Origin of the sequence: Bacillus sp. LNXM12-1, from assembly GCF_003004375.1 — a bacterium.
Classification (GTDB): domain Bacteria; phylum Bacillota; class Bacilli; order Bacillales; family Bacillaceae; genus Bacillus.
In genome coordinates, this window is the sequence record NZ_PVWX01000002.1 from 67,682 (window position 1) to 86,045 (window position 18,364).

Below are 18,364 nucleotides of genomic sequence, written 5' to 3' on the forward strand. Positions count from 1 at the left end.
CACATTTTACTGGTGTCTTTTTGTTTAAATATTTCTTAATTTCAGTAGAACAGGCTTCCAATCATTACCAAAATATGATAACTGTATAGGGGGAAGGAGCGTTCTAGTGAAAGAAAGAATAAGATTATTAGATATTTTACGAGGTTTTGCCATATTAGGCACATTGGGAACGAACGTCTGGTTTTTTGCGTATGCAGGGGATACCTTTGCGACAGATCAGATTGCAGATGAATATGAACATGGCAGTTTTCTAGAAAGCCTTGTTTCCATGTTCGTCTATGGGAAAATGCTCTCACTGCTCACAATCATGTTCGGTGTAGGGTTAGAGCTGAAATATCAGCAGGCCAAAAGAAAAAACATGCCTTGGCCAGGTACATATTTATGGATTCTTTTATTTTTATTTATCGAAGGCTTTGTCCATTTTGCACTTGTGATGGAATATGATGTGCTCATGAGTTACGCTGTGACCGGTTTGCTTGTGGCATTTATTGTACGAGGAGGGAGCAAGCGCATCAAAAGAGGCATGATGTTCTCTGGAGTCATTCATTTACTTGTTCTGTCCTGTCTGATGGTGTTCTCCCTCTCTGAAATGGAGACAGAATCGTATGATCAAAGCAGTGAACCGGCGCTGGAAGAGCAGCTGCCAGAGACATGGATCTCGCAGGTTCAAGAACGATTACAACACTTTTTCATGTACCGTGAAGAAGCGATCTTTATCATTCCAATGAACACATTTCTGTTTTTATTAGGTGTGCGGATGATGAGAGCCGGTGTTTTTTATGCAAACGAACGCGGGCAATCTCTACGGAAAATATTATTTCGAGTCGGTCTGTGGGTGGGTCTGCCGCTGAATGCACTTGTCTTCGTTCCGAACGAACTAGTGGAATTCGTTGTGCGCTATGCGTTTTCGCCATTCCTTTCTCTTTTCTATATCGCTGTCATTGCGAAGCTCCTGGTTCACACGGAATCATGGTTCATGTGGAATTGGTTTGAATATGTAGGGAAAATGGCACTCAGCTGTTACATCCTGCAAAATATCATCTGCTCGGTTCTTTTTTATAGCTGGGGATTGGGTCTTGGCGGACAAATCAACGCCCCTCTTATCGTATTGGCATGGCTGCTCATTTCACTTCTGCAAATTGCCATATCAGCATGTTGTCTAAAGGTTTGGAGAATGGGTCCAATGGAATATATTCGTTCGCGGGCACTTCGCCGGGTGACGATGAAGAAGGCAGCATAAAGGGGAATAGCTACAATGTTTTTTAAAAAAATGACGAAAAGAGAACAAGCGAATTCACATAAAGCAGCTGTACCAGCGTTTGTCTTTTATCTTCTCGCATTAGGAGGACATGCGCTGTACTCGTATGTTGAAGGTGACAGACCACCCGTCACTTTTGTCATTCTCATGGCGGGACTTCTTGTGTTTTTCGCCGCAGACTGGCTATTTAACAAAAGACAATCATAAAAAAAGAGCCCTCATTACGAGGGTTCTTTCTTATTTCACGCTTTTATATTGGACTTTTAAGTTTTTGCGGATGTACTGGATGATTTTGCGCAGTTCGTTGGCATGCGGTCTGCCAAACGGACTTGTTTGTCTTTGCTGATAGAGGACTTGGCCCTTTTCATTTAATAAGAAATAGGCAGGTTCCCCGTGCACTCCGTGATCTTCATAAGGAGCATCTTCTCCGTGATAGTGGACTTCATATGCTTTTAATGAAGTAAGGTCCTGGTCAGACATGATCGGGAAAGATAGTCCTTCTTTATCCGCAAATTCCTTCAAGTCATCAGGGTTATCCGTTGAAATCGTCATTAAGTGGATATCCTTGTCTTGAAAGTATGATTGCTGCTGTTCGAGCTCTTTTAATTCTTCTACACATACTGGGCACCATGAGCCTCTAAAGAAGACGATGAGGTGCCAGCTTTGATGCTCCTCTAAATGTTTGTGAAAATCAATATGTTCACCCTGTACTGTTGGAAGTGAAAAGTTGGGCATTTTATCTCCTAATTTAAATGAACTCATACTGCTTCCTCCTTTTTCAATCACAATGTCACTTGTTTCATGTATAACCATTTTTGAGCGGTCTAAAACGTTTCTATGTGCTTGAATAGGCAGTGGTCATGAAAAGGTGAATCAGAAATGAAGGCGGTTGCAAATAGAAGGGCTTTGGCAGGAGATTTCAAATCCGACACTTTTTTTAAAAAAATGTCGAAAAACGTATTGCCATATGTAATTACTCTATGATATTATAAATCTCGTTGTTGCAAAGGTCTCTGAAACTTGTTAGGATGCGATGTTCCAGCTTTTTTAAAGCGATTGGTTTGACGCAATACGGCTTCTTCAGATTCACTTTTCACAAACCGAGAGCCATTAGCTCAGTTGGTAGAGCATCTGACTTTTAATCAGAGGGTCGAAGGTTCGAGTCCTTCATGGCTCACCATGTATTGGCCCGTTGGTCAAGCGGTTAAGACACCGCCCTTTCACGGCGGTAACACGGGTTCGAATCCCGTACGGGTCATTGATTTACTTTAGCGTTAAGCTAATTTTTCCTCACTTGCTTGAAGGAGCACCACGATTGCTTTTTCGGGCAAGTTACTGAGGTCCGGTAGTTCAGTTGGTTAGAATGCCTGCCTGTCACGCAGGAGGTCGCGGGTTCGAGTCCCGTCCGGACCGCCATTTATACATATTCATCTTTTGATGATGGCTCGGTAGCTCAGTTGGTAGAGCAACGGACTGAAAATCCGTGTGTCGGCGGTTCGATTCCGTCCCGAGCCACTTCCAAACGCATCTGCAATCGCAGGTGCGTTTTTATTTTATGAAAAGAAGGCATAAAAAGGGAGAAGCCGGACCTAGGTAGGGCCCGGCTCCATAAGAAGAAGACGTTACATCTATATAGACGATTGGTGACTGGAAAAGTTTCAATAAAAAAGGAAAAAAGCCATCAATTTTTTTGAGAGGTGACTTCCTATCCAACGTTTACTAGAAAAGAAAGCCGTTATTATTTTTATCTTTGCCACGTAAAACGTTATAATAGACAGTGAGCCTTTTTTGCTCAAACGAAAAGGCCTGATGAGAGATGCAAAATGGAATGACATAGATGCTAAAAATGCAGGAGGAAATCACAATGGAAAAAAAGATTCTTGTCGTAGATGATGAAAAACCGATTGCTGATATATTGGAGTTTAACTTAAGAAAAGAGGGCTATGAGGTTCATTGTGCATATGACGGAAATGAAGCCCTTGAAATGGTAGAAGAAATCAAACCGGACATCATTCTGCTCGACATTATGCTGCCGAACAAAGATGGCGTTGAGGTATGCCGTGAAGTGAGAAAAAAATATGACATGCCGATTATCATGCTGACAGCAAAAGACTCTGAAATTGATAAAGTCATCGGTCTTGAGCTTGGCGCAGATGATTATGTGACGAAGCCATTTAGCACGCGCGAGCTGCTTGCCCGTGTGAAAGCGAATTTGAGAAGACAAATTGCTGCGCCGCAGACAGAGGAAGAATCTGAATCAAATGATATTGAGATTGGATCACTTGTCATTTATCCAGATGCATATGTGGTGTCTAAGCGTGAGGAAACAATTGAATTGACGCACCGTGAGTTCGAATTGCTTCATTACTTAGCGAAACATATCGGACAAGTTATGACACGTGAGCACTTGCTGCAAACCGTATGGGGCTACGATTATTTCGGGGATGTGCGTACAGTGGACGTCACAGTCCGCCGTCTTCGTGAGAAAATTGAAGACAATCCTAGCCACCCGAGCTGGATCGTGACACGACGAGGCGTTGGCTACTATTTAAGAAACCCAGAGCAGGACTAAGATTCTTATGAGTAAAGTAGGTTTTTTTCGCTCGATTCACTTCAAATTGACCTTAATTTACGTGCTGCTGATCATTGTCGCCATGCAGATCATTGGCGTGTACTTTGTGAAGCAGCTAGAGCAGTCCTTAATTAATTCCTATGATAATTCCTTGAATCAGCGAATCTACTCGTTATCGTATTACCTAGAACAAGATTCATCGAAAAGCAAGGCAGAATTAAAAGAGGATGCTCAAAAGATATTAAACGACTTTAACAACAAAGATGAGTCTAATGAAATTTCTGAAGTCAGCTATATTGACGAAAGCAGAGAGGTCATTGCCTCTGTGAATAATGGCAGTCAGGAGATTGCCGGGAAGAAAATCACTGATCAAATCATTAGCCGTATTTTTGCGGTCGGCAAAGACTATGAAAAGAAATTCTATGACCCAGAATCCAATAAACGGGTGCGTATTTCTGCGACAGCCGTGAAAAATGAAAACCAAGAAACCGTCGGTGTAATTTATGTTGTGTCTTCGATGGAGAGCGTGTTTAACCAAATGCGAACCATTAACACCATTTTGGCGACTGGCACACTGATCGCACTTGGGACGACCGCACTGCTTGGTATCTTCATCTTTAGAACAATCACTCATCCTATTTCGGATATGAGAAAGCAAGCGATCGAGCTTGCCAAAGGGAATTTTTCCAGGAAAGTCCGAAAATATGGACATGACGAGATCGGCCAGCTTGCGACAACCTTTAACCATCTGACGAGAGAACTGGAGGAAGCGCAGCTGATGACGGAGGGTGAGCGGAAAAAGCTTTCTTCTGTCATTGCCTATATGACGGATGGCGTCATCGCCACGAATCAAAACGGTGCGATTATTCTATTAAACAGCCCCGCATTAGAGCTGTTAAATGTTTCACGTGAAACAGCTCTAGAGATGCCGATTACGTCCTTACTGGGCCTCGAGGACACGCATACATTTGAAGATTTAGTCGAAAATCAAGATTCCATGCTGATAGAAATTGAACGCGAAGATCAGCTGTCTGTTTTGCGTGTGAATTTCTCAGTCATTCAGAAAGAGCATGGGAAGATTGATGGTTTAATTGCGGTCATTTATGACGTCACAGAGCAGGAGAAAATTGATGCAGAACGCCGTGAATTCGTCGCAAACGTATCACATGAGCTACGCACACCGCTGACGACGATGCGAAGCTATCTTGAGGCACTGGCTGAAGGGGCAATTGGTGATAAAGAGCTTGCGCCAAGGTTCCTCAGTGTCACGCAAAATGAAACAGAGCGCATGATCCGGCTTGTTAATGACCTGCTGCAGCTGTCTAAGTTCGACAGCAAGGATTATCAATTCAACCGTGAGTGGACGAATTTTATCAGGTTTATCTCATTGGTCATTGATCGTTTTGAAATGACGAAAGAGCAGCATGTCGAGTTTATCCGCAATCTGCCGCAGCGTGAAATATACGTGGAAATTGATCAAGATAAAATCACACAGGTGCTCGATAATATCATTTCAAATGCCATGAAATACTCCCCAGAGGGTGGACATATCACGTTTACCGTTGATCTGGATGAGGAGAATGGCCTTGTGTTATTCAGCGTCAAAGATGAAGGGATCGGTATTCCGAAGAAGGATATGGATAAAATCTTTGAACGTTTTTATCGAGTGGATAAGGCGAGAACAAGAAAGCTTGGCGGAACCGGCCTAGGACTTGCGATTGCAAAAGAAATGGTTCAGGCTCATGGCGGAGATATTTGGGCTGACAGCATTGAAGGAAAAGGAACAACGGTGACCTTTACCCTTCCGTACAATGAAGAACAAGAGGATGATTGGGATGAAGCGTGAGACCTTTAAAACCATAATATTGACAATCCTAATTGCGATCAGTCTTGTGTTTACGTGGAATATTTGGATGTTCCAGCCCGTCATGCAGGACCAGGCAGATGCCGGCACAAAGGTCGTGGAAACGAAGAAGATTTCAAGCGACGAGCCTAGAAGTCTCATTGATGTCGTGAAGCCGCGCGAGATGTTCATCCATTCAAATGGGGAGCATTTTAAAGTCGATCAAAAGGAACTCTTTCAAAACTTCTGGAATGATGTGAGCCTTTGGGATGTCAAAGAGATTTCGGATGTGTCGGATCAATATTCTGAGCAGAGATTTAAGAATTTCTTCTATGGAAGCGGAGGACAGGGGAAGACATTGGATCTTGTGTTCAATGACTCGATTCCGATTGATATTTTCCAAGCGCTGTTTAAATGGCCGAATAAGTCCATTGAATACAACTCGTTTGATCGGATGATTGTGCCGTTCTCCCAGCAGGACAAGGCCAATAAGAAAGTCTATTTGGTTTCATACAGCAAGGAAACGGTGCTTGAGCTGACAATAGAATCCGCTAACTATCGGAATCTAATGGACAGTATCTCAGCCGCTCAAAACGAGATGCCGCGCTACGATCTCTATACATTCTCAGCGAATTCTAAACGAGATTTCCTCCTTCCGAGAAAGCAAAAGCAGCTTGAAGCGAAAATGTTCTTTATCGAAACGATTAAGACAAGCAAATTCAAGGACGCCCTGTTTACGGACCCGAGTCTTGTGGGCGAGGAGTCTAATTTAAATCGGACAGTGTACACAGATGGCACAAGCCGTCTTGAAGCCAATCAAAAAGACCACCGCATCCAATATCAGCACCGCAATATCAATTCCAGCACCGTTTTCCAAACGGGGGATTTGATCAAGCGAAGTGTGAAGTATTTCAATGATACGGGGAGCTTTACCGATGACTATCAATACTTTGGCATCAACAGCAACCAGCAGCTTTCCTTTAATATGTTTATGGATGGTCTGCCGATCGTCAACAGTACAAAGCATCCATTTGGGATGACCTCTCTTGAAGTACAGTGGGCGAATGATGACATCTTGAATTACAAGCGTCCAAACTATATTCTAGGCAACAAAGCGAGTCAGAGTGAACAGGTCAAGCTGATGAACGGGACAGAGCTGAAGGACTTAATCGTCAAGCAGACGAAATATGATGACCTGGAGAAAATTGAACAAATTTTCCCGGCCTATCAAGCTGCTTCAACCGCATCAGATCAAGATCAAGCGATGTTTGTCTGGCTGGAGCCAGTATGGTGCATGAAATATAACGGCAAAACCGTGATACTATCGCATGATTTGTTGACAGAGGGGAGCGAGAATAATGGAGTGGAATAAGACCAAAACGATCTTTATCCTAGCCTTTCTCGTTCTCGATATCTTTCTAGGTTTTCAATACTTTGAAAAACGATCAACCGATCATTTTGCGATTATCGAAAAAACGGATACGCTGGAAGAAATGAAGGCAGATGGGATCAAATATGGCAATCTATCAGATGAAGCGAAGATTGGATACCGCATTACAGCTGAAAAGAAGCAATATACGAAAAAGGATGTCGACGGATTAGCTGATCAAAAGGCGAAAAGCACATTCCCGAAAACGGACAAAGATGATCCTGTCACACTGCTTGAGATGACCTTCAATAAACCCGTTGCATTGCCAAAAAAGGATATAAAAACAGCGGCGACAAACCTCGTAAACCAGCGTTTGCTGGATGGGAAGAATTATAAGCTGTGGAGTATTGATGAAGAGACAAGGAAGATCGTCTTTTTCCAAACGTATAAAGGGAAATACATCTTCCAAGAAGGCCTTGATGACACCGAAACCATCGGGAAAATCACCTTAGATGTAAACGATCAAAACGAGGTCGTGTCGTATCAGCAGTCGATGGTGACGTCGATTAATGAAGTGAGAAAAGAAACCCTTGTCCCAGCCCTTGAAACCGTGAAGGACTTATATACACAAAACATGCTGAGCCAAAACACGACCGTGAAAAAGGTAGAACTTGGCTACTATACGCAATACCCGGGTGCAAGCACGCAGGTCATGGTGCCTGTATGGCGAGTCGAGCTTGAAGGCGTATCAGTTAGTTCAAAGAAAAAGACAGAAGAAGAATATTTGATCAATGCCATTGATGGCTCAACACTTGATCATATAGAGAAAGATGACAAATCTTCAATGGAGTGAGAGAACATGAGCTTGCAGTTCAGTGTACTAGCGAGCGGAAGTACGGGGAACGCTTTTTATTTAGAAACAGACGAGCATGCCTTTTTAGTGGATGCTGGATTAAGTGGCAAACAGATGGTCGAGCTGCTTGGTCAAATCGACCGCAAGCCTGAAGACTTGGACGGCATTTTTGTGACACACGAGCACTCAGATCATATTAAAGGGCTCGGTGTCATGGCAAGAAAGTACAAGCTCCCTGTCTATGCAAATGCGAAAACATGGAAGGCGATGGAGTCTCATATCGGGAAGATTGACACAGAGCAAAAATTCCACTTTGATATGGAAACCGTCCAATCCTTTGGTGGTCTCGATGTTGAGTCCTTTGGCGTCTCACATGATGCGGCTGAGCCCATGTTTTACGTGTTCCATTATGGCGGGCGCAAACTTGCCCTGATGACGGATACAGGCTATGTGAGTGATCGTATGAAAGGCATCATTCAGTCAGCCAATACGTTTGTATTTGAGAGCAATCATGATGTCGGTATGCTGCAAATGGGCCGATACCCGTGGAGCATTAAGCGCAGAATTCTGAGCGATGTCGGACATGTATCAAATGAAGATGCCGCTCTTGCGATGACAGATGTGATTGGAGATGCGACCTCACGCATTTATTTGGCTCACTTGAGTCAAGACAACAACATGAAGGATTTAGCCCGTATGGCGGTCCAGCAGACGCTTGAGATGAAGGGCTTTGTTGTCGGGGATGGCTTTGATTTATATGATACGGACCCGAAAAAAGCAACCCCGCTTTGCGCCGTATGATTTTTACAATCGTATGATTAAGATAAGAGCTTCTTACCAACACTATATACATCATCTATTCACTGAAAGGAAGGAAACATAGTGGATTATCGCGATGTAGAGTGGAAGCCGAGACGAAGCAGAAAAGGATATTTCCTATCTGGTCTGATCGGTGTATTGGTAGGAGCTTTTTTAATGGGATTCTTTTTCCCCTATGTGTCAGGACAGAGCGGCAGTCCCTTTGGGTGGCAGCAGAACGGAGATGGGCAATCAGCACAGGGCCCTTTAAAGACCGTCAATGTGAACGTCAATGATGCGGTCACGAAAGTCGTATCTAATATGTCGGATACGGTTGTCGGCGTCATTAATATCCAAAAGTCGAGCTTTTGGGAAGAAGGCGGGGAGGCAGGCAGCGGGTCAGGTGTGATTTATAAGAAAAAGGGTGATACCTTTTATATCGTGACCAACCACCATGTCATCAAAGGAGCCAACCAGCTTGAAGTGAGCCTTCAGGATGGGACAAGAATTGGTGCCAATCTTGTTGGAAGCGATCAGCTGATGGATTTAGCGGTTCTCACCGTCAAAAGTGATAAGATCAAGAAGACCGCCGCCTTTGGCAATTCAGATCATGTGAAGCCAGGTGAGCCAGTCATCGCCATTGGAAATCCGTTAGGGCTTGAATTCGCGGGCTCTGTCACACAAGGTGTCATTTCTGGAACGGAACGTGCGATTCCTGTAGACTCGAATGGGGACGGACAGGCGGATTGGAATGCGGAGGTACTGCAAACAGATGCCGCCATCAATCCAGGCAACAGCGGTGGTGCCTTGATCAATATGGACGGAAAAGTTATCGGCATCAACTCAATGAAGATTGCTGAATCAGAGGTAGAAGGCATCGGGCTGTCTATCCCGGCGAATCTAGTCATCCCTGTCATAGAAGATTTAGAGCACTACGGAGAGGTGAAGCGTCCGTATCTAGGCGTTGGCATGAAATCATTAGCAGATATTGCGAGCTATCACTGGCAGGAAACGTTGAAGCTGCCATCTAAAGTCACATCAGGGGTTGTCGTGATGAGTGTCGAGTCTTTGTCTCCAGCGGGAAAAGCGGGACTAAAAGAGCTGGATGTCGTCACCTCCTTTGATGGCAAGAGTGTACAGAATATCGTAGATCTTCGTAAGTATTTATATCAAAAGAAAGTCGGCGACAAGGTAAAGATGGAGTTTTACCGAAGCGGAAAGAAAAAATCAGTAGAGGTCAAACTTTCTCAAACCGACCGATTCGGCGGATGACCAGTTCCTTGATGGGACTGGTTTTTTTCGCATGCTCATCATATGATGGAGGAAAGGGGGCGGTACGAATTGGTTACACTACAACCAATGTCACAAACGGATTACGATGTATTGATGGAGAAGGCCATTCAGCGGTACGCAGAAGAAAAGGTACTCGCAGGGACATGGGAAAAGGAAGAATCACTTGCGAACGCAGAAGAGCAATTTGATCGTCTTCTTCCAGAAGGTCTGCAGACAGAGCATCATGAGCTATGGCATTTCTTAAATGGGGAAGAAGCGATTGGCTGGGTTTGGCTTTGTTATGACCCGAATCACCCTCAGCAGGAAGGATTCATTTATAACTTTATTTTATTCGAAGCTTATCGAGGAAAAGGCTTTGCAAAGCAGGCCATTGCTGCATTAGAGGAGCAGGCAAAGTCATTAGGAGTGCAAAAACTCTCGCTCCATGTCTTTGCTCACAATCAAATCGCCCGTTCACTGTACGAGAAGACCGGATTTGCAGAAACCGGAATCTATATGAGTAAACCTTTATAAAAAAGAAGAAGTACCGTGCGGATCGCGTACGGTACTTTTTTATGAAGTGCTCATGGCATCCTGAGCCGTGACTCTGTATAAATCGACTTTGCATTTCACGAAAGCGCGGATGATCGATGGGACTTGGGCTTCTGAACGAATCAACAATGAGGTCTCGTCATCACTGATCACAAGATCTGTTCCGACAGTTTGTAAGTACTGCGTGAGAACAGGTTTCACCTCATCATCAATCCACGCATGCTTGAAGGTTGCACGTATGTTTGAGGATGTGATGGTTTTTTCTTGAGGATGAGTATGGGGGGACACTAATTTTCCTTCAGAAATGAATGCCGTTTTGGTACAAATACTATTTGTGAACCTTGGGCGGTCAGCCGTTAAAAAGACGGTTTTCCCTTCATGTTTTAACGTTTCAATGACCTGCTGGATGTGCAAGATCGAATCAGCATCAATATCGGCAAAAGGCTCGTCTAGTAAAATAAATTCGGGCCGATGGGCGATGGCCTGCGCCATTCCGAGCCGCTTCTTCATACCAGGTGTGAAGGTACCGACCTTTTCCTGATGATAGTGATGTAAACCGACAAATTCGAGCAGTTCTTCATAATCACTCGTTTTCTGGCGTGTCCCGGTGATTTTGGATAAGTAGGCAATATGTTCAAGTGCCGTGAGCCCTTCATATAAATCCGTATATTCAGGCAGAACACCGATATGCTGCCTCACCTTTTTTAATGAAGGCATATCCATCATCGTAAACGTACCAGAGGTTGGCCGGGAAATTCCCGTAATGATATTGAAAAACGTCGTCTTACCAGAACCCTTAGGTCCAATGAGTCCGAAGATATCGCCTTGATTGACATCAAGGGTAATGTGATCTATCGCGACTTTTGTCCGATATTTTTTTGTGAGCTCTTTTGTATGCAGCATTTAGACATCCCTCCTTTGAAATAGGAGTGCTGTTCCAATGAGTAATACAACGGTTAATGCTGTATTCATGAGTACATAGGTCAGCGGTTCACTCAAGCGTGCATAATAATAAGGCGTCATATATTGGAACCAATGAATCAATCGTTCTGAAGAAAGAACAGATATCATACTGACGATCGGGAAAAGAAAGGAAAACAACATCCCAACAAACATTGATTTCTGCGGTGTTGGAAAGAGCATGGACAAAAATAAAGTACATGAGATACCGACACTGATAAAGGTTAAGATTTTTAACGCATCAGAGAACAGAAAACGATGTGAAATCACCATATTCAGTACGTAAGTCGTCATAATGCAGCTAAGCCAAAACAGCATCAGCCCAAGATATTTTCCGATAATAATGTTCAAACGGGTTGTTTTACTGACGAGAAAACGGATGGTTTTCAAATGAATTTCTCGGCTCAAAATATCGTGAGACAATAAAAAAATAAGGAAGAAACCAAATAACGACATCACCAGTTCATTCCCAATAGAATAAGGATCCTTTGCCTGCTCCCATTTGTCCTGATGAGCAGCAATAAACGGAAGAGTTGAAACAAAAGTAGATAAAATGAAAATAATAACAATTGTTAAAATGGATTTTGTGCTTTTGAAGAGCTGCTTAAACTCATTCATACAGATGGTCCACACACGCTGTACCTCCCTTCATCTTTATTATACCGCTAGAAAGAAAAGACACCATATCTCGCTCTTTAACATTTGTTTAAATTTTATAAAAAGAAGACTCTTCCAGCATCAGTTGACTCACTTTTGAAAATGTTCAGAAAAATATCTTGATTTATCAAAAAACATCATGTATGATAGCTTTAATTCAAGATAGTTAAACAGGCAATGACGAGAGAAAGTACAATCATCAATTTTTCCACAGAGAGCTTCGGCAGCTGAAAAGAAGCAAAAATAATGATTCGAAAAATGGTCTCTGAGCCTCGTGCTGAACATATCTATGATATTAGTAGGACACGACGAGAGTTGGTACTCGTTATCAAAACCACAGTATATGAGCCAGATTGGAGCTTTGTACTTGTAGAGGCTGTTTAGCGCGAGCAAACAGTAAATAAAGGTGGTACCACGAGACAAATACCTCGTCCTTATGATTCAAAGATAAGGATGGGGTATTTTTTATTGTCCACTTTTTTCATACAAATGTTCAAATGTTCCACGTGAAACACCACATCCATTTTTTCAAATGAAAGGGAGATTGACATGAGTGAACATGCATTGGTTTTACAATCAGATTTCGGCATTGATGATGGAGCAGTCAGCGCAATGTACGGAGTGGCAAATACGGTGAGCAGCAGGATCCGCCTTTTTGATTTAACACACAATATACCGCAGTATGACATTTGGGAGGCATCTTACCGCCTGCTCCAAACCGTCACATACTGGCCGGAAGAGACGGTATTCGTTTCCGTTGTTGACCCAGGCGTTGGGTCAGAAAGAAAGAGTCTTGTCGTCAAAACCACCAGCTCGCACTATATCATTACCCCAGATAACGGGACACTCACGCACGTCGCGCAGGATATTGGCATTGTGGAAGCCCGTTATTTAGATGAAACCATTAACCGGCTGCCGAAGTCGGGAAAATCACATACATTCCATGGGAGAGACATTTACGCGTATACAGGGGCGAGAATCGCTTCAGGTGTGATTTCTTTTGAAGAGGTTGGGCCAAAGGCGAATATTGATGATATTATTCACCTTCCAGTCGTACAGGCTTATGCGAAAGAAGAAGTCATCACAGGAACGATTGATATTTTAGATGTGAGGTTCGGAAACCTTTGGACAAACATTCATCACACGTTATTTGAACAGCTTTCAATTAATTACGGCGATGCAATAGAAGTTACCATTGCCAACGGGCCGAAAAATGTGTATAAAAATATCATGACCTATGGACGATCTTTTGCCGATTTAAAGGTAGGCGAACCACTCGTATATGTCAATTCACTCGATCATTTAGGCGTGGCGATCAATCAAGGGTCATTTGCAAAGGCTTATAACATCGGTACAGGCACAGGCTGGCGCCTTTCGATTCGCAAAGCTCCGCGCATTATATACGAATAAGAGGAGGAAACATCATGGCAGGTAAACAACTTTCAACGAAAATTGTCGTTGCCATCGGAATTGGCGCAGCCGTCTTTGTCATTTTAGGACGCTTCGTCTCCATTCCAACTGGGATTCCGAATACACAAATTGAGACATCGTACGCATTCCTTGCATTAATGGCTGTGCTTTTTGGTCCTGTTGCAGGCGCACTGATTGGGTTTATTGGTCATCTCATTAAAGATGCCACCACATTCGGCCCTTGGTGGAGCTGGATTATCGTTTCAGGTGTTGTTGGGTTATTGATTGGCTTCATTTCTAACCGTTTAAAAGTAGAAGAGGGCGACTTTGGCTGGAAGAAGATCACGCTTTTCAACGCCGTACAAGCAGGTGCGCAGGCATTAGGCTGGTTTGTCATTGCTCCTGTACTCGACATTGTGATCTATGCAGAACCTGCGAACAAAGTATTTGTTCAAGGCATCGTGGCAGGGATCTCGAACATCATCACAGTCGGTGTACTAGGAACCATCATCATTGCGGCTTATGCGAAAACGAGAAGCAAAAGCGGCAGTCTATCGAAAGAAACATCATGAAGCAAGGTGGAACACATAAATGAAGAAACCGATGATTCAATTCGAACATTTCGGATTCAAGTATCGCAGTCAGGCAGAACCGACATTGAAAGATATCAACCTGACCATCTATGAAGGGGAAAAAGTCCTCATCGCAGGCCCGTCTGGATCGGGAAAAAGCACGCTAGCCCATTGTATCAATGGGCTAGTTCCTGCGTCTTATAAAGGTTCTATGGAAGGAAGTCTTCACATCGGCGGGAAAAATGCAGAGAAAGAGAACATTTTCTCCCTTTCACAGCTCGTCGGAACGGTGCTGCAGGACCCTGATGGACAATTTATCGGGCTGACCGTTGGAGAAGACATCGCGTTTGCTCTTGAAAATGATCAAGTCACACGCGAAGAAATGAAAACACGTGTCGAAGAAGCGGCAAGATTAACAGAGGTAGACGGCAAGCTGGCATCGTCCGTGCATGAGCTGTCAGGCGGTCAAAAACAACGTGTCGCCATTGCGGGCGTACTTGTCAACGATGTCGACATTTTGCTGTTTGATGAACCACTTGCAAGCCTTGATCCGTCTACAGGCAAAGAAGTGATCGATCTTATTGATCGACTGCAAAAAGAAACGAAAAAAACGGTCGTGATGGTCGAGCACCGGTTAGAGGACGTCCTCTTCCGTCATGTCGACCGCATCATCGTCGTCAATGACGGCACGATTGCAGCGGATATGACACCAGATGAATTGCTCGCCTCAAATGTATTAGAAGCGGCATATTTGCGCGAGCCTTTATATGTAAAGGCCATGAAATATGCAGGCATTCCAGTTACACCGGGAGATCAGATAGCTAATTTACAGCATCTCACCTTAAATGACGAGGAAAAAGAGAAAATCGAGCAGTGGATGGAAGCGTCTGAGCCGTCAGTAGAGCAGATTGCAGCGCAGGATTTACTAGAGGTGCGTGAGCTGAGCTTTGACTATCCGACAAGACCAAACACGCTGAGCAACATCTCCTTTACCGTCAAAAAAGGAGAAATGATCAGCATCGCAGGAGCCAATGGCGCAGGCAAGACGACACTATCCAAGGTGCTCTGCGCATTTGAAAAGCCAACGAAAGGGACAATTCATCTGAATGGCGATGACATCACAGGAGACACAATCAAACAGCGTTCTGAACGAATCGGCGTTGTCATGCAAAACCCAAATCAAATGATTTCAAAACAAATGATCTTTGATGAAGTCGCACTCGGTCTCGTTTTAAGAGGCGTAAAGGAAGACGACATCAAAGAACGGGTGGAGCGGGTTCTAAAAGTATGCGGCTTATATCCATTTCGGAACTGGCCGATTTCAGCCCTCAGCTTCGGACAGAAAAAACGCGTCACCATCGCATCAATTCTTGTATTAGAGCCAGAAATCATCATTTTAGATGAGCCAACCGCCGGACAGGATTTTAGACATTACACAGAGATGATGACGTTTTTAGAGCAATTAAATCAGCAGGGTGTCACGATCTTCATGATCACCCATGATATGCATTTGATGCTCGAATACACGACAAGAACCATTGTCATTTCAGATGGAGAAAAAATCGCAGATGATACCCCAGCCAAAGTGCTGACAGATCAGCTGCTTGTCCAAAAGGCGAGCTTAAAGGAAACGTCGCTGTATGAACTGGCGCTGAAAGCAGACTGGCCGAATCCAAATGAACTCGTGGATCGCTTCATTGAGGTTGACAGAAAGGAACGAATGACATGGCTGTAGACATGCTGTCCTATATCGATCGCCCGTCGCCGATTCATCGGCTGACAGGTGCAACCAAACTCATTTGCTTTATCCTCTGGTCATCCGCAGCGATGCTCACGTATGATACAGGCATTTTAGTCTTTATGCTAGCCGCCAGTATCGTATTCTTTCAGCTATCGAACGTGCGATTTCGTGATATTTCCTTCGTGGTGATTGTTCTGGCGATTTTCCTAGTCATCAACAACATCGCCATTTACGTCTTTGCGCCCCAGCAAGGAGTCGCCATCTACGGAGCAAAGCATGAGCTGTTTCATATTGCAGGCTGGTACAACGTCACACTGGAACAGCTTTTCTATCAATTGAATATTACGCTGAAATATGTGACCGTCATGCCAGCAGCGCTTTTGTTTATCGTCACAACGAATCCAAGTGAATTTGCCTCATCGCTCAGCCGAATCGGGGTCAGCTACCGGATTTCCTATGCTGTCGCGATTGCCTTACGCTATATTCCAGATATTCAGCGGGATTTTCGAACGATAGCGATTTCTCAGCAAGCAAGAGGAATTGATTTATCGAAGAATGAAAAACTGGTGAAACGGATTAAAAATGCGCTGTCGATTGTGATGCCGCTCATTTTCTCCAGCTTGGAGCGGATTGAAACGATCAGCAATGCGATGGAGCTGCGCGGATTTGGAAAGCATAAAAAGCGCACATGGTTCACGGCGAAAGACTTTCAAAAAGCAGATTATGCTGCGTTATTGTTTGTTGGTGTGGTACTCATCGTGTCGCTAGTGATTACATTTGTTAGAGGAACAAGATTTTATAATCCATTTTTATAGAAAGAAGCCTTCACAGAAGTGGAGGCTTCTTTGTTTGGTTTGTGGATAAAAGGTGTGGGAAATGGCAAAAGACTATTAACATGTGAATAAATCGGTTATATTGAACAATGAGCGAAACACTTGTGAATAACCAGACAACATATTGGAGGAATAAGAAACTTATGAACAAAACATTATATGCTTGTGCAGAACACATAGAAACCGTATTAGACATGTACATAGATGATCACGAACAGCCACCAGAATTCAGAAAAATCGAACATACACACAGTTTATCCACAACCTGTGAATTGTGCGATGAACCTGCAATATATATAGTGGGGAACGAATGATCGGACACAAAATACACAAATTTTATCCACAATTGTTGATAACTTATATGAATAACTTGTTCTTAAGGTGGGGATGACCTGTGAATATATCAATTATCACAGTAGGAAAATTAAAAGAGAAATATTTAAAACAAGGCATAGCGGAATACACAAAGCGATTACAAGCCTATGCGAAAATCGACATCATTGAGCTCGCAGACGAAAAAGCACCCGAACACCTCAGCGATCAAGACATGAAAATCATCAAAGACAAAGAAGGCGAACGCATCCTAAGCAAAATCAACCCAGACGCCCACGTCATCGCCCTCGCCATCGAAGGAAAAATGAAAAGTTCCGAAGAATTAGCCGATACAATAGATAAGCTGGCAACATACGGAAAAAGCAAGGTATGTTTCGTCATAGGCGGATCCCTCGGATTAAGCGACGCCGTCATGCAGCGTGCGAATGAGAAACTGTCGTTTTCGAAAATGACGTTCCCGCATCAGTTGATGAGATTGGTGCTGGTGGAGCAGATTTATCGAGCGTTTCGGATTGTGCGGGGGGAACCGTACCATAAGTAAGTGAGGAATGAGAAGAGTAAATTTAGCTGAGGGTAATCTGTGCAGTTGATTTTTTAATGCTTAGACATTGACATAGCAGGAAAACAATATTCCGTTTTCCTGTTTTATCTCCAATAGGAAAGACGAGATCGACCCCAAATCATGTTCAAGTTGAAATATTTATAATTGCTCTTAATCCAGATTCTCTTTAGGTTTTTCTTTATGTTTTCTGTTTTTGACCTCAGTAAATAAGTTATCTGACATGATTGTTTGAGTTTTTGATGATCCATTCTGAGGACGGGATTGGTTTGATTCAATTAGTGATTTGAGCATCTGAATATCCTCTTTAGTAGCATATTGTTTATCAGACTTTAACATATATCCTAACTGACCGTTCGCTTCTATTGTTGCCCATTGTAAGTCAGTGAAATGCTGAATGTTCTCCTGCCTCATTCGTACTTCAAGCATATCAACAGTTAACCGCAGCTTTTTTAAATTGCTTTCATTAATTTGGCCGTTTTCGACTACTAGAAGTGATTTTCCATAAACAAATGTCTCAAAAACATTGTATTTCAAAGCGATATACTCAATAAAAAGAAGTGTAATTACCATCAAAAATGTAATCACCATTGTAATCCAGATGTTCCTGTCACCCACAGGTTGAATAATCAATGATCCGACTGCTATCATCATGACAGTCTGAGCTACCGTAAGCTGTGAGATTGATTTTCTTCCTGCTAACCTCAAAATTATGACTCCTCCTACGACAACGACAATAGCTTTCCATATGAAGTGAAAATCCATAAGCAATCCCCTTTCCG

The 18,364-nt window shown here is 43.3% G+C and carries 19 protein-coding genes, 4 tRNA genes and 1 other annotated feature; of the genes, 19 read left to right on the top strand and 4 right to left on the bottom strand.

The features are described from left to right. The first annotated feature begins 106 nt into the window (after positions 1–106). Both C6Y07_RS07820 and C6Y07_RS07825 read left to right on the top strand, forming a co-directional pair. Positions 107–1,240 (top strand): DUF418 domain-containing protein, encoded by a 1,134-nt coding sequence (locus C6Y07_RS07820; protein WP_106031732.1) that lies wholly within the window; start codon positions 107–109, stop codon positions 1,238–1,240. 15 nt (positions 1,241–1,255) lie between these two features. Then, complete coding sequence (locus C6Y07_RS07825; RefSeq protein ID WP_034660614.1) at positions 1,256–1,465, top strand: hypothetical protein; 210 nt, start codon at positions 1,256–1,258, stop codon at positions 1,463–1,465. A 30-nt stretch (positions 1,466–1,495) separates the two neighbouring features. Here C6Y07_RS07825 and C6Y07_RS07830 read toward each other — a convergent pair whose 3' ends face one another. After that, positions 1,496–2,020, bottom strand: coding sequence for a peroxiredoxin family protein (locus tag C6Y07_RS07830; protein WP_106156520.1), 525 nt, complete (start codon positions 2,018–2,020; stop codon positions 1,496–1,498). Positions 2,021–2,362: 342 nt separating this feature from the next. Between C6Y07_RS07830 and C6Y07_RS07835 the strand changes: the two genes are divergently transcribed. From C6Y07_RS07835 to C6Y07_RS07885, 11 genes are all read left to right on the top strand, one after another. Further along, positions 2,363–2,438 (top strand) — tRNA-Lys (locus C6Y07_RS07835). A gap of 6 nt (positions 2,439–2,444) precedes the next feature. Beyond that, positions 2,445–2,516, top strand: a tRNA-Glu gene (locus C6Y07_RS07840). 81 nt (positions 2,517–2,597) lie between these two features. Beyond that, positions 2,598–2,674, top strand: a tRNA-Asp gene (locus C6Y07_RS07845). Positions 2,675–2,700: 26 nt separating this feature from the next. Next, positions 2,701–2,773: transfer RNA gene (locus tag C6Y07_RS07850), tRNA-Phe, on the top strand. A 349-nt stretch (positions 2,774–3,122) separates the two neighbouring features. Further along, positions 3,123–3,830 (top strand): response regulator YycF, encoded by a 708-nt coding sequence (gene yycF / locus C6Y07_RS07855; protein ID WP_034660610.1) that lies wholly within the window; start codon positions 3,123–3,125, stop codon positions 3,828–3,830. Positions 3,831–3,837: 7 nt separating this feature from the next. Beyond that, positions 3,838–5,676 (top strand): cell wall metabolism sensor histidine kinase WalK, encoded by a 1,839-nt coding sequence (walK, locus tag C6Y07_RS07860; RefSeq protein WP_034660608.1) that lies wholly within the window; start codon positions 3,838–3,840, stop codon positions 5,674–5,676. Continuing rightward, a complete protein-coding gene (gene yycH / locus C6Y07_RS07865) occupies positions 5,666–7,045 on the top strand; it encodes a two-component system activity regulator YycH (RefSeq protein ID WP_034660605.1) in 1,380 nt (459 codons plus the stop codon). Before walK ends, yycH begins: the two co-directional genes overlap by 11 nt. After that, entirely contained in the window at positions 7,032–7,895 is an 864-nt protein-coding gene (locus C6Y07_RS07870) for a two-component system regulatory protein YycI (protein WP_106156522.1), read from the top strand. The genes yycH and C6Y07_RS07870 overlap by 14 nt, the downstream gene beginning before the upstream one ends. A gap of 6 nt (positions 7,896–7,901) precedes the next feature. Further along, entirely contained in the window at positions 7,902–8,696 is a 795-nt protein-coding gene (locus C6Y07_RS07875) for an MBL fold metallo-hydrolase (RefSeq protein ID WP_034660602.1), read from the top strand. Positions 8,697–8,774: 78 nt separating this feature from the next. Further along, positions 8,775–9,965, top strand: coding sequence for a S1C family serine protease (locus C6Y07_RS07880; protein WP_374955721.1), 1,191 nt, complete (start codon positions 8,775–8,777; stop codon positions 9,963–9,965). A gap of 69 nt (positions 9,966–10,034) precedes the next feature. Next, positions 10,035–10,499, top strand: coding sequence for a GNAT family N-acetyltransferase (locus C6Y07_RS07885; RefSeq protein ID WP_106156524.1), 465 nt, complete (start codon positions 10,035–10,037; stop codon positions 10,497–10,499). Positions 10,500–10,538: 39 nt separating this feature from the next. Here the strand turns inward: C6Y07_RS07885 and C6Y07_RS07890 are convergent, their stop codons facing one another. Further along, positions 10,539–11,420, bottom strand: coding sequence for an ABC transporter ATP-binding protein (locus C6Y07_RS07890; protein WP_066031483.1), 882 nt, complete (start codon positions 11,418–11,420; stop codon positions 10,539–10,541). Then, complete coding sequence (locus tag C6Y07_RS07895; RefSeq protein WP_060597675.1) at positions 11,421–12,110, bottom strand: ABC transporter permease subunit; 690 nt, start codon at positions 12,108–12,110, stop codon at positions 11,421–11,423. It lies immediately after the preceding gene. Positions 12,111–12,302: 192 nt separating this feature from the next. Beyond that, positions 12,303–12,573 (top strand) — a binding site (T-box leader). Positions 12,574–12,683: 110 nt separating this feature from the next. Between C6Y07_RS07895 and C6Y07_RS07900 the strand changes: the two genes are divergently transcribed. The 6 genes from C6Y07_RS07900 to rlmH all read left to right on the top strand — a co-directional run bounded on the left by C6Y07_RS07900 (position 12,684) and on the right by rlmH (position 17,564). Beyond that, the gene (locus C6Y07_RS07900) at positions 12,684–13,544 is read left to right on the top strand and encodes an SAM hydrolase/SAM-dependent halogenase family protein (RefSeq protein WP_034660590.1); all 861 of its coding nucleotides are present in this window, start codon (positions 12,684–12,686) and stop codon (positions 13,542–13,544) included. Positions 13,545–13,558: 14 nt separating this feature from the next. Continuing rightward, positions 13,559–14,116, top strand: coding sequence for an ECF-type riboflavin transporter substrate-binding protein (locus tag C6Y07_RS07905; RefSeq protein WP_106156525.1), 558 nt, complete (start codon positions 13,559–13,561; stop codon positions 14,114–14,116). Between the two features lie 19 nt (positions 14,117–14,135). Beyond that, entirely contained in the window at positions 14,136–15,851 is a 1,716-nt protein-coding gene (locus C6Y07_RS07910; RefSeq protein ID WP_106156527.1) for an ABC transporter ATP-binding protein, read from the top strand. Beyond that, positions 15,842–16,672, top strand: a complete 831-nt coding sequence (locus C6Y07_RS07915; protein WP_106156529.1) for an energy-coupling factor transporter transmembrane component T family protein — start codon at positions 15,842–15,844, stop codon at positions 16,670–16,672. The genes C6Y07_RS07910 and C6Y07_RS07915 overlap by 10 nt, the downstream gene beginning before the upstream one ends. Positions 16,673–16,833: 161 nt before the next feature. Then, positions 16,834–17,004, top strand: coding sequence for a CxxH/CxxC protein (locus C6Y07_RS07920; RefSeq protein ID WP_066031484.1), 171 nt, complete (start codon positions 16,834–16,836; stop codon positions 17,002–17,004). Between the two features lie 80 nt (positions 17,005–17,084). Then, positions 17,085–17,564 carry a 23S rRNA (pseudouridine(1915)-N(3))-methyltransferase RlmH gene (rlmH, locus tag C6Y07_RS07925; RefSeq protein WP_034660583.1) on the top strand — a complete coding sequence of 160 codons (480 nt, stop codon included), beginning with the start codon at positions 17,085–17,087 and terminating at the stop codon, positions 17,562–17,564. A gap of 171 nt (positions 17,565–17,735) precedes the next feature. Here rlmH and C6Y07_RS07930 read toward each other — a convergent pair whose 3' ends face one another. Beyond that, on the bottom strand, positions 17,736–18,347 hold the full coding sequence (locus C6Y07_RS07930; RefSeq protein ID WP_106071262.1) for a DUF421 domain-containing protein: 612 nt from the start codon (positions 18,345–18,347) through the stop codon (positions 17,736–17,738). Positions 18,348–18,364: the final 17 nt, after the last annotated feature.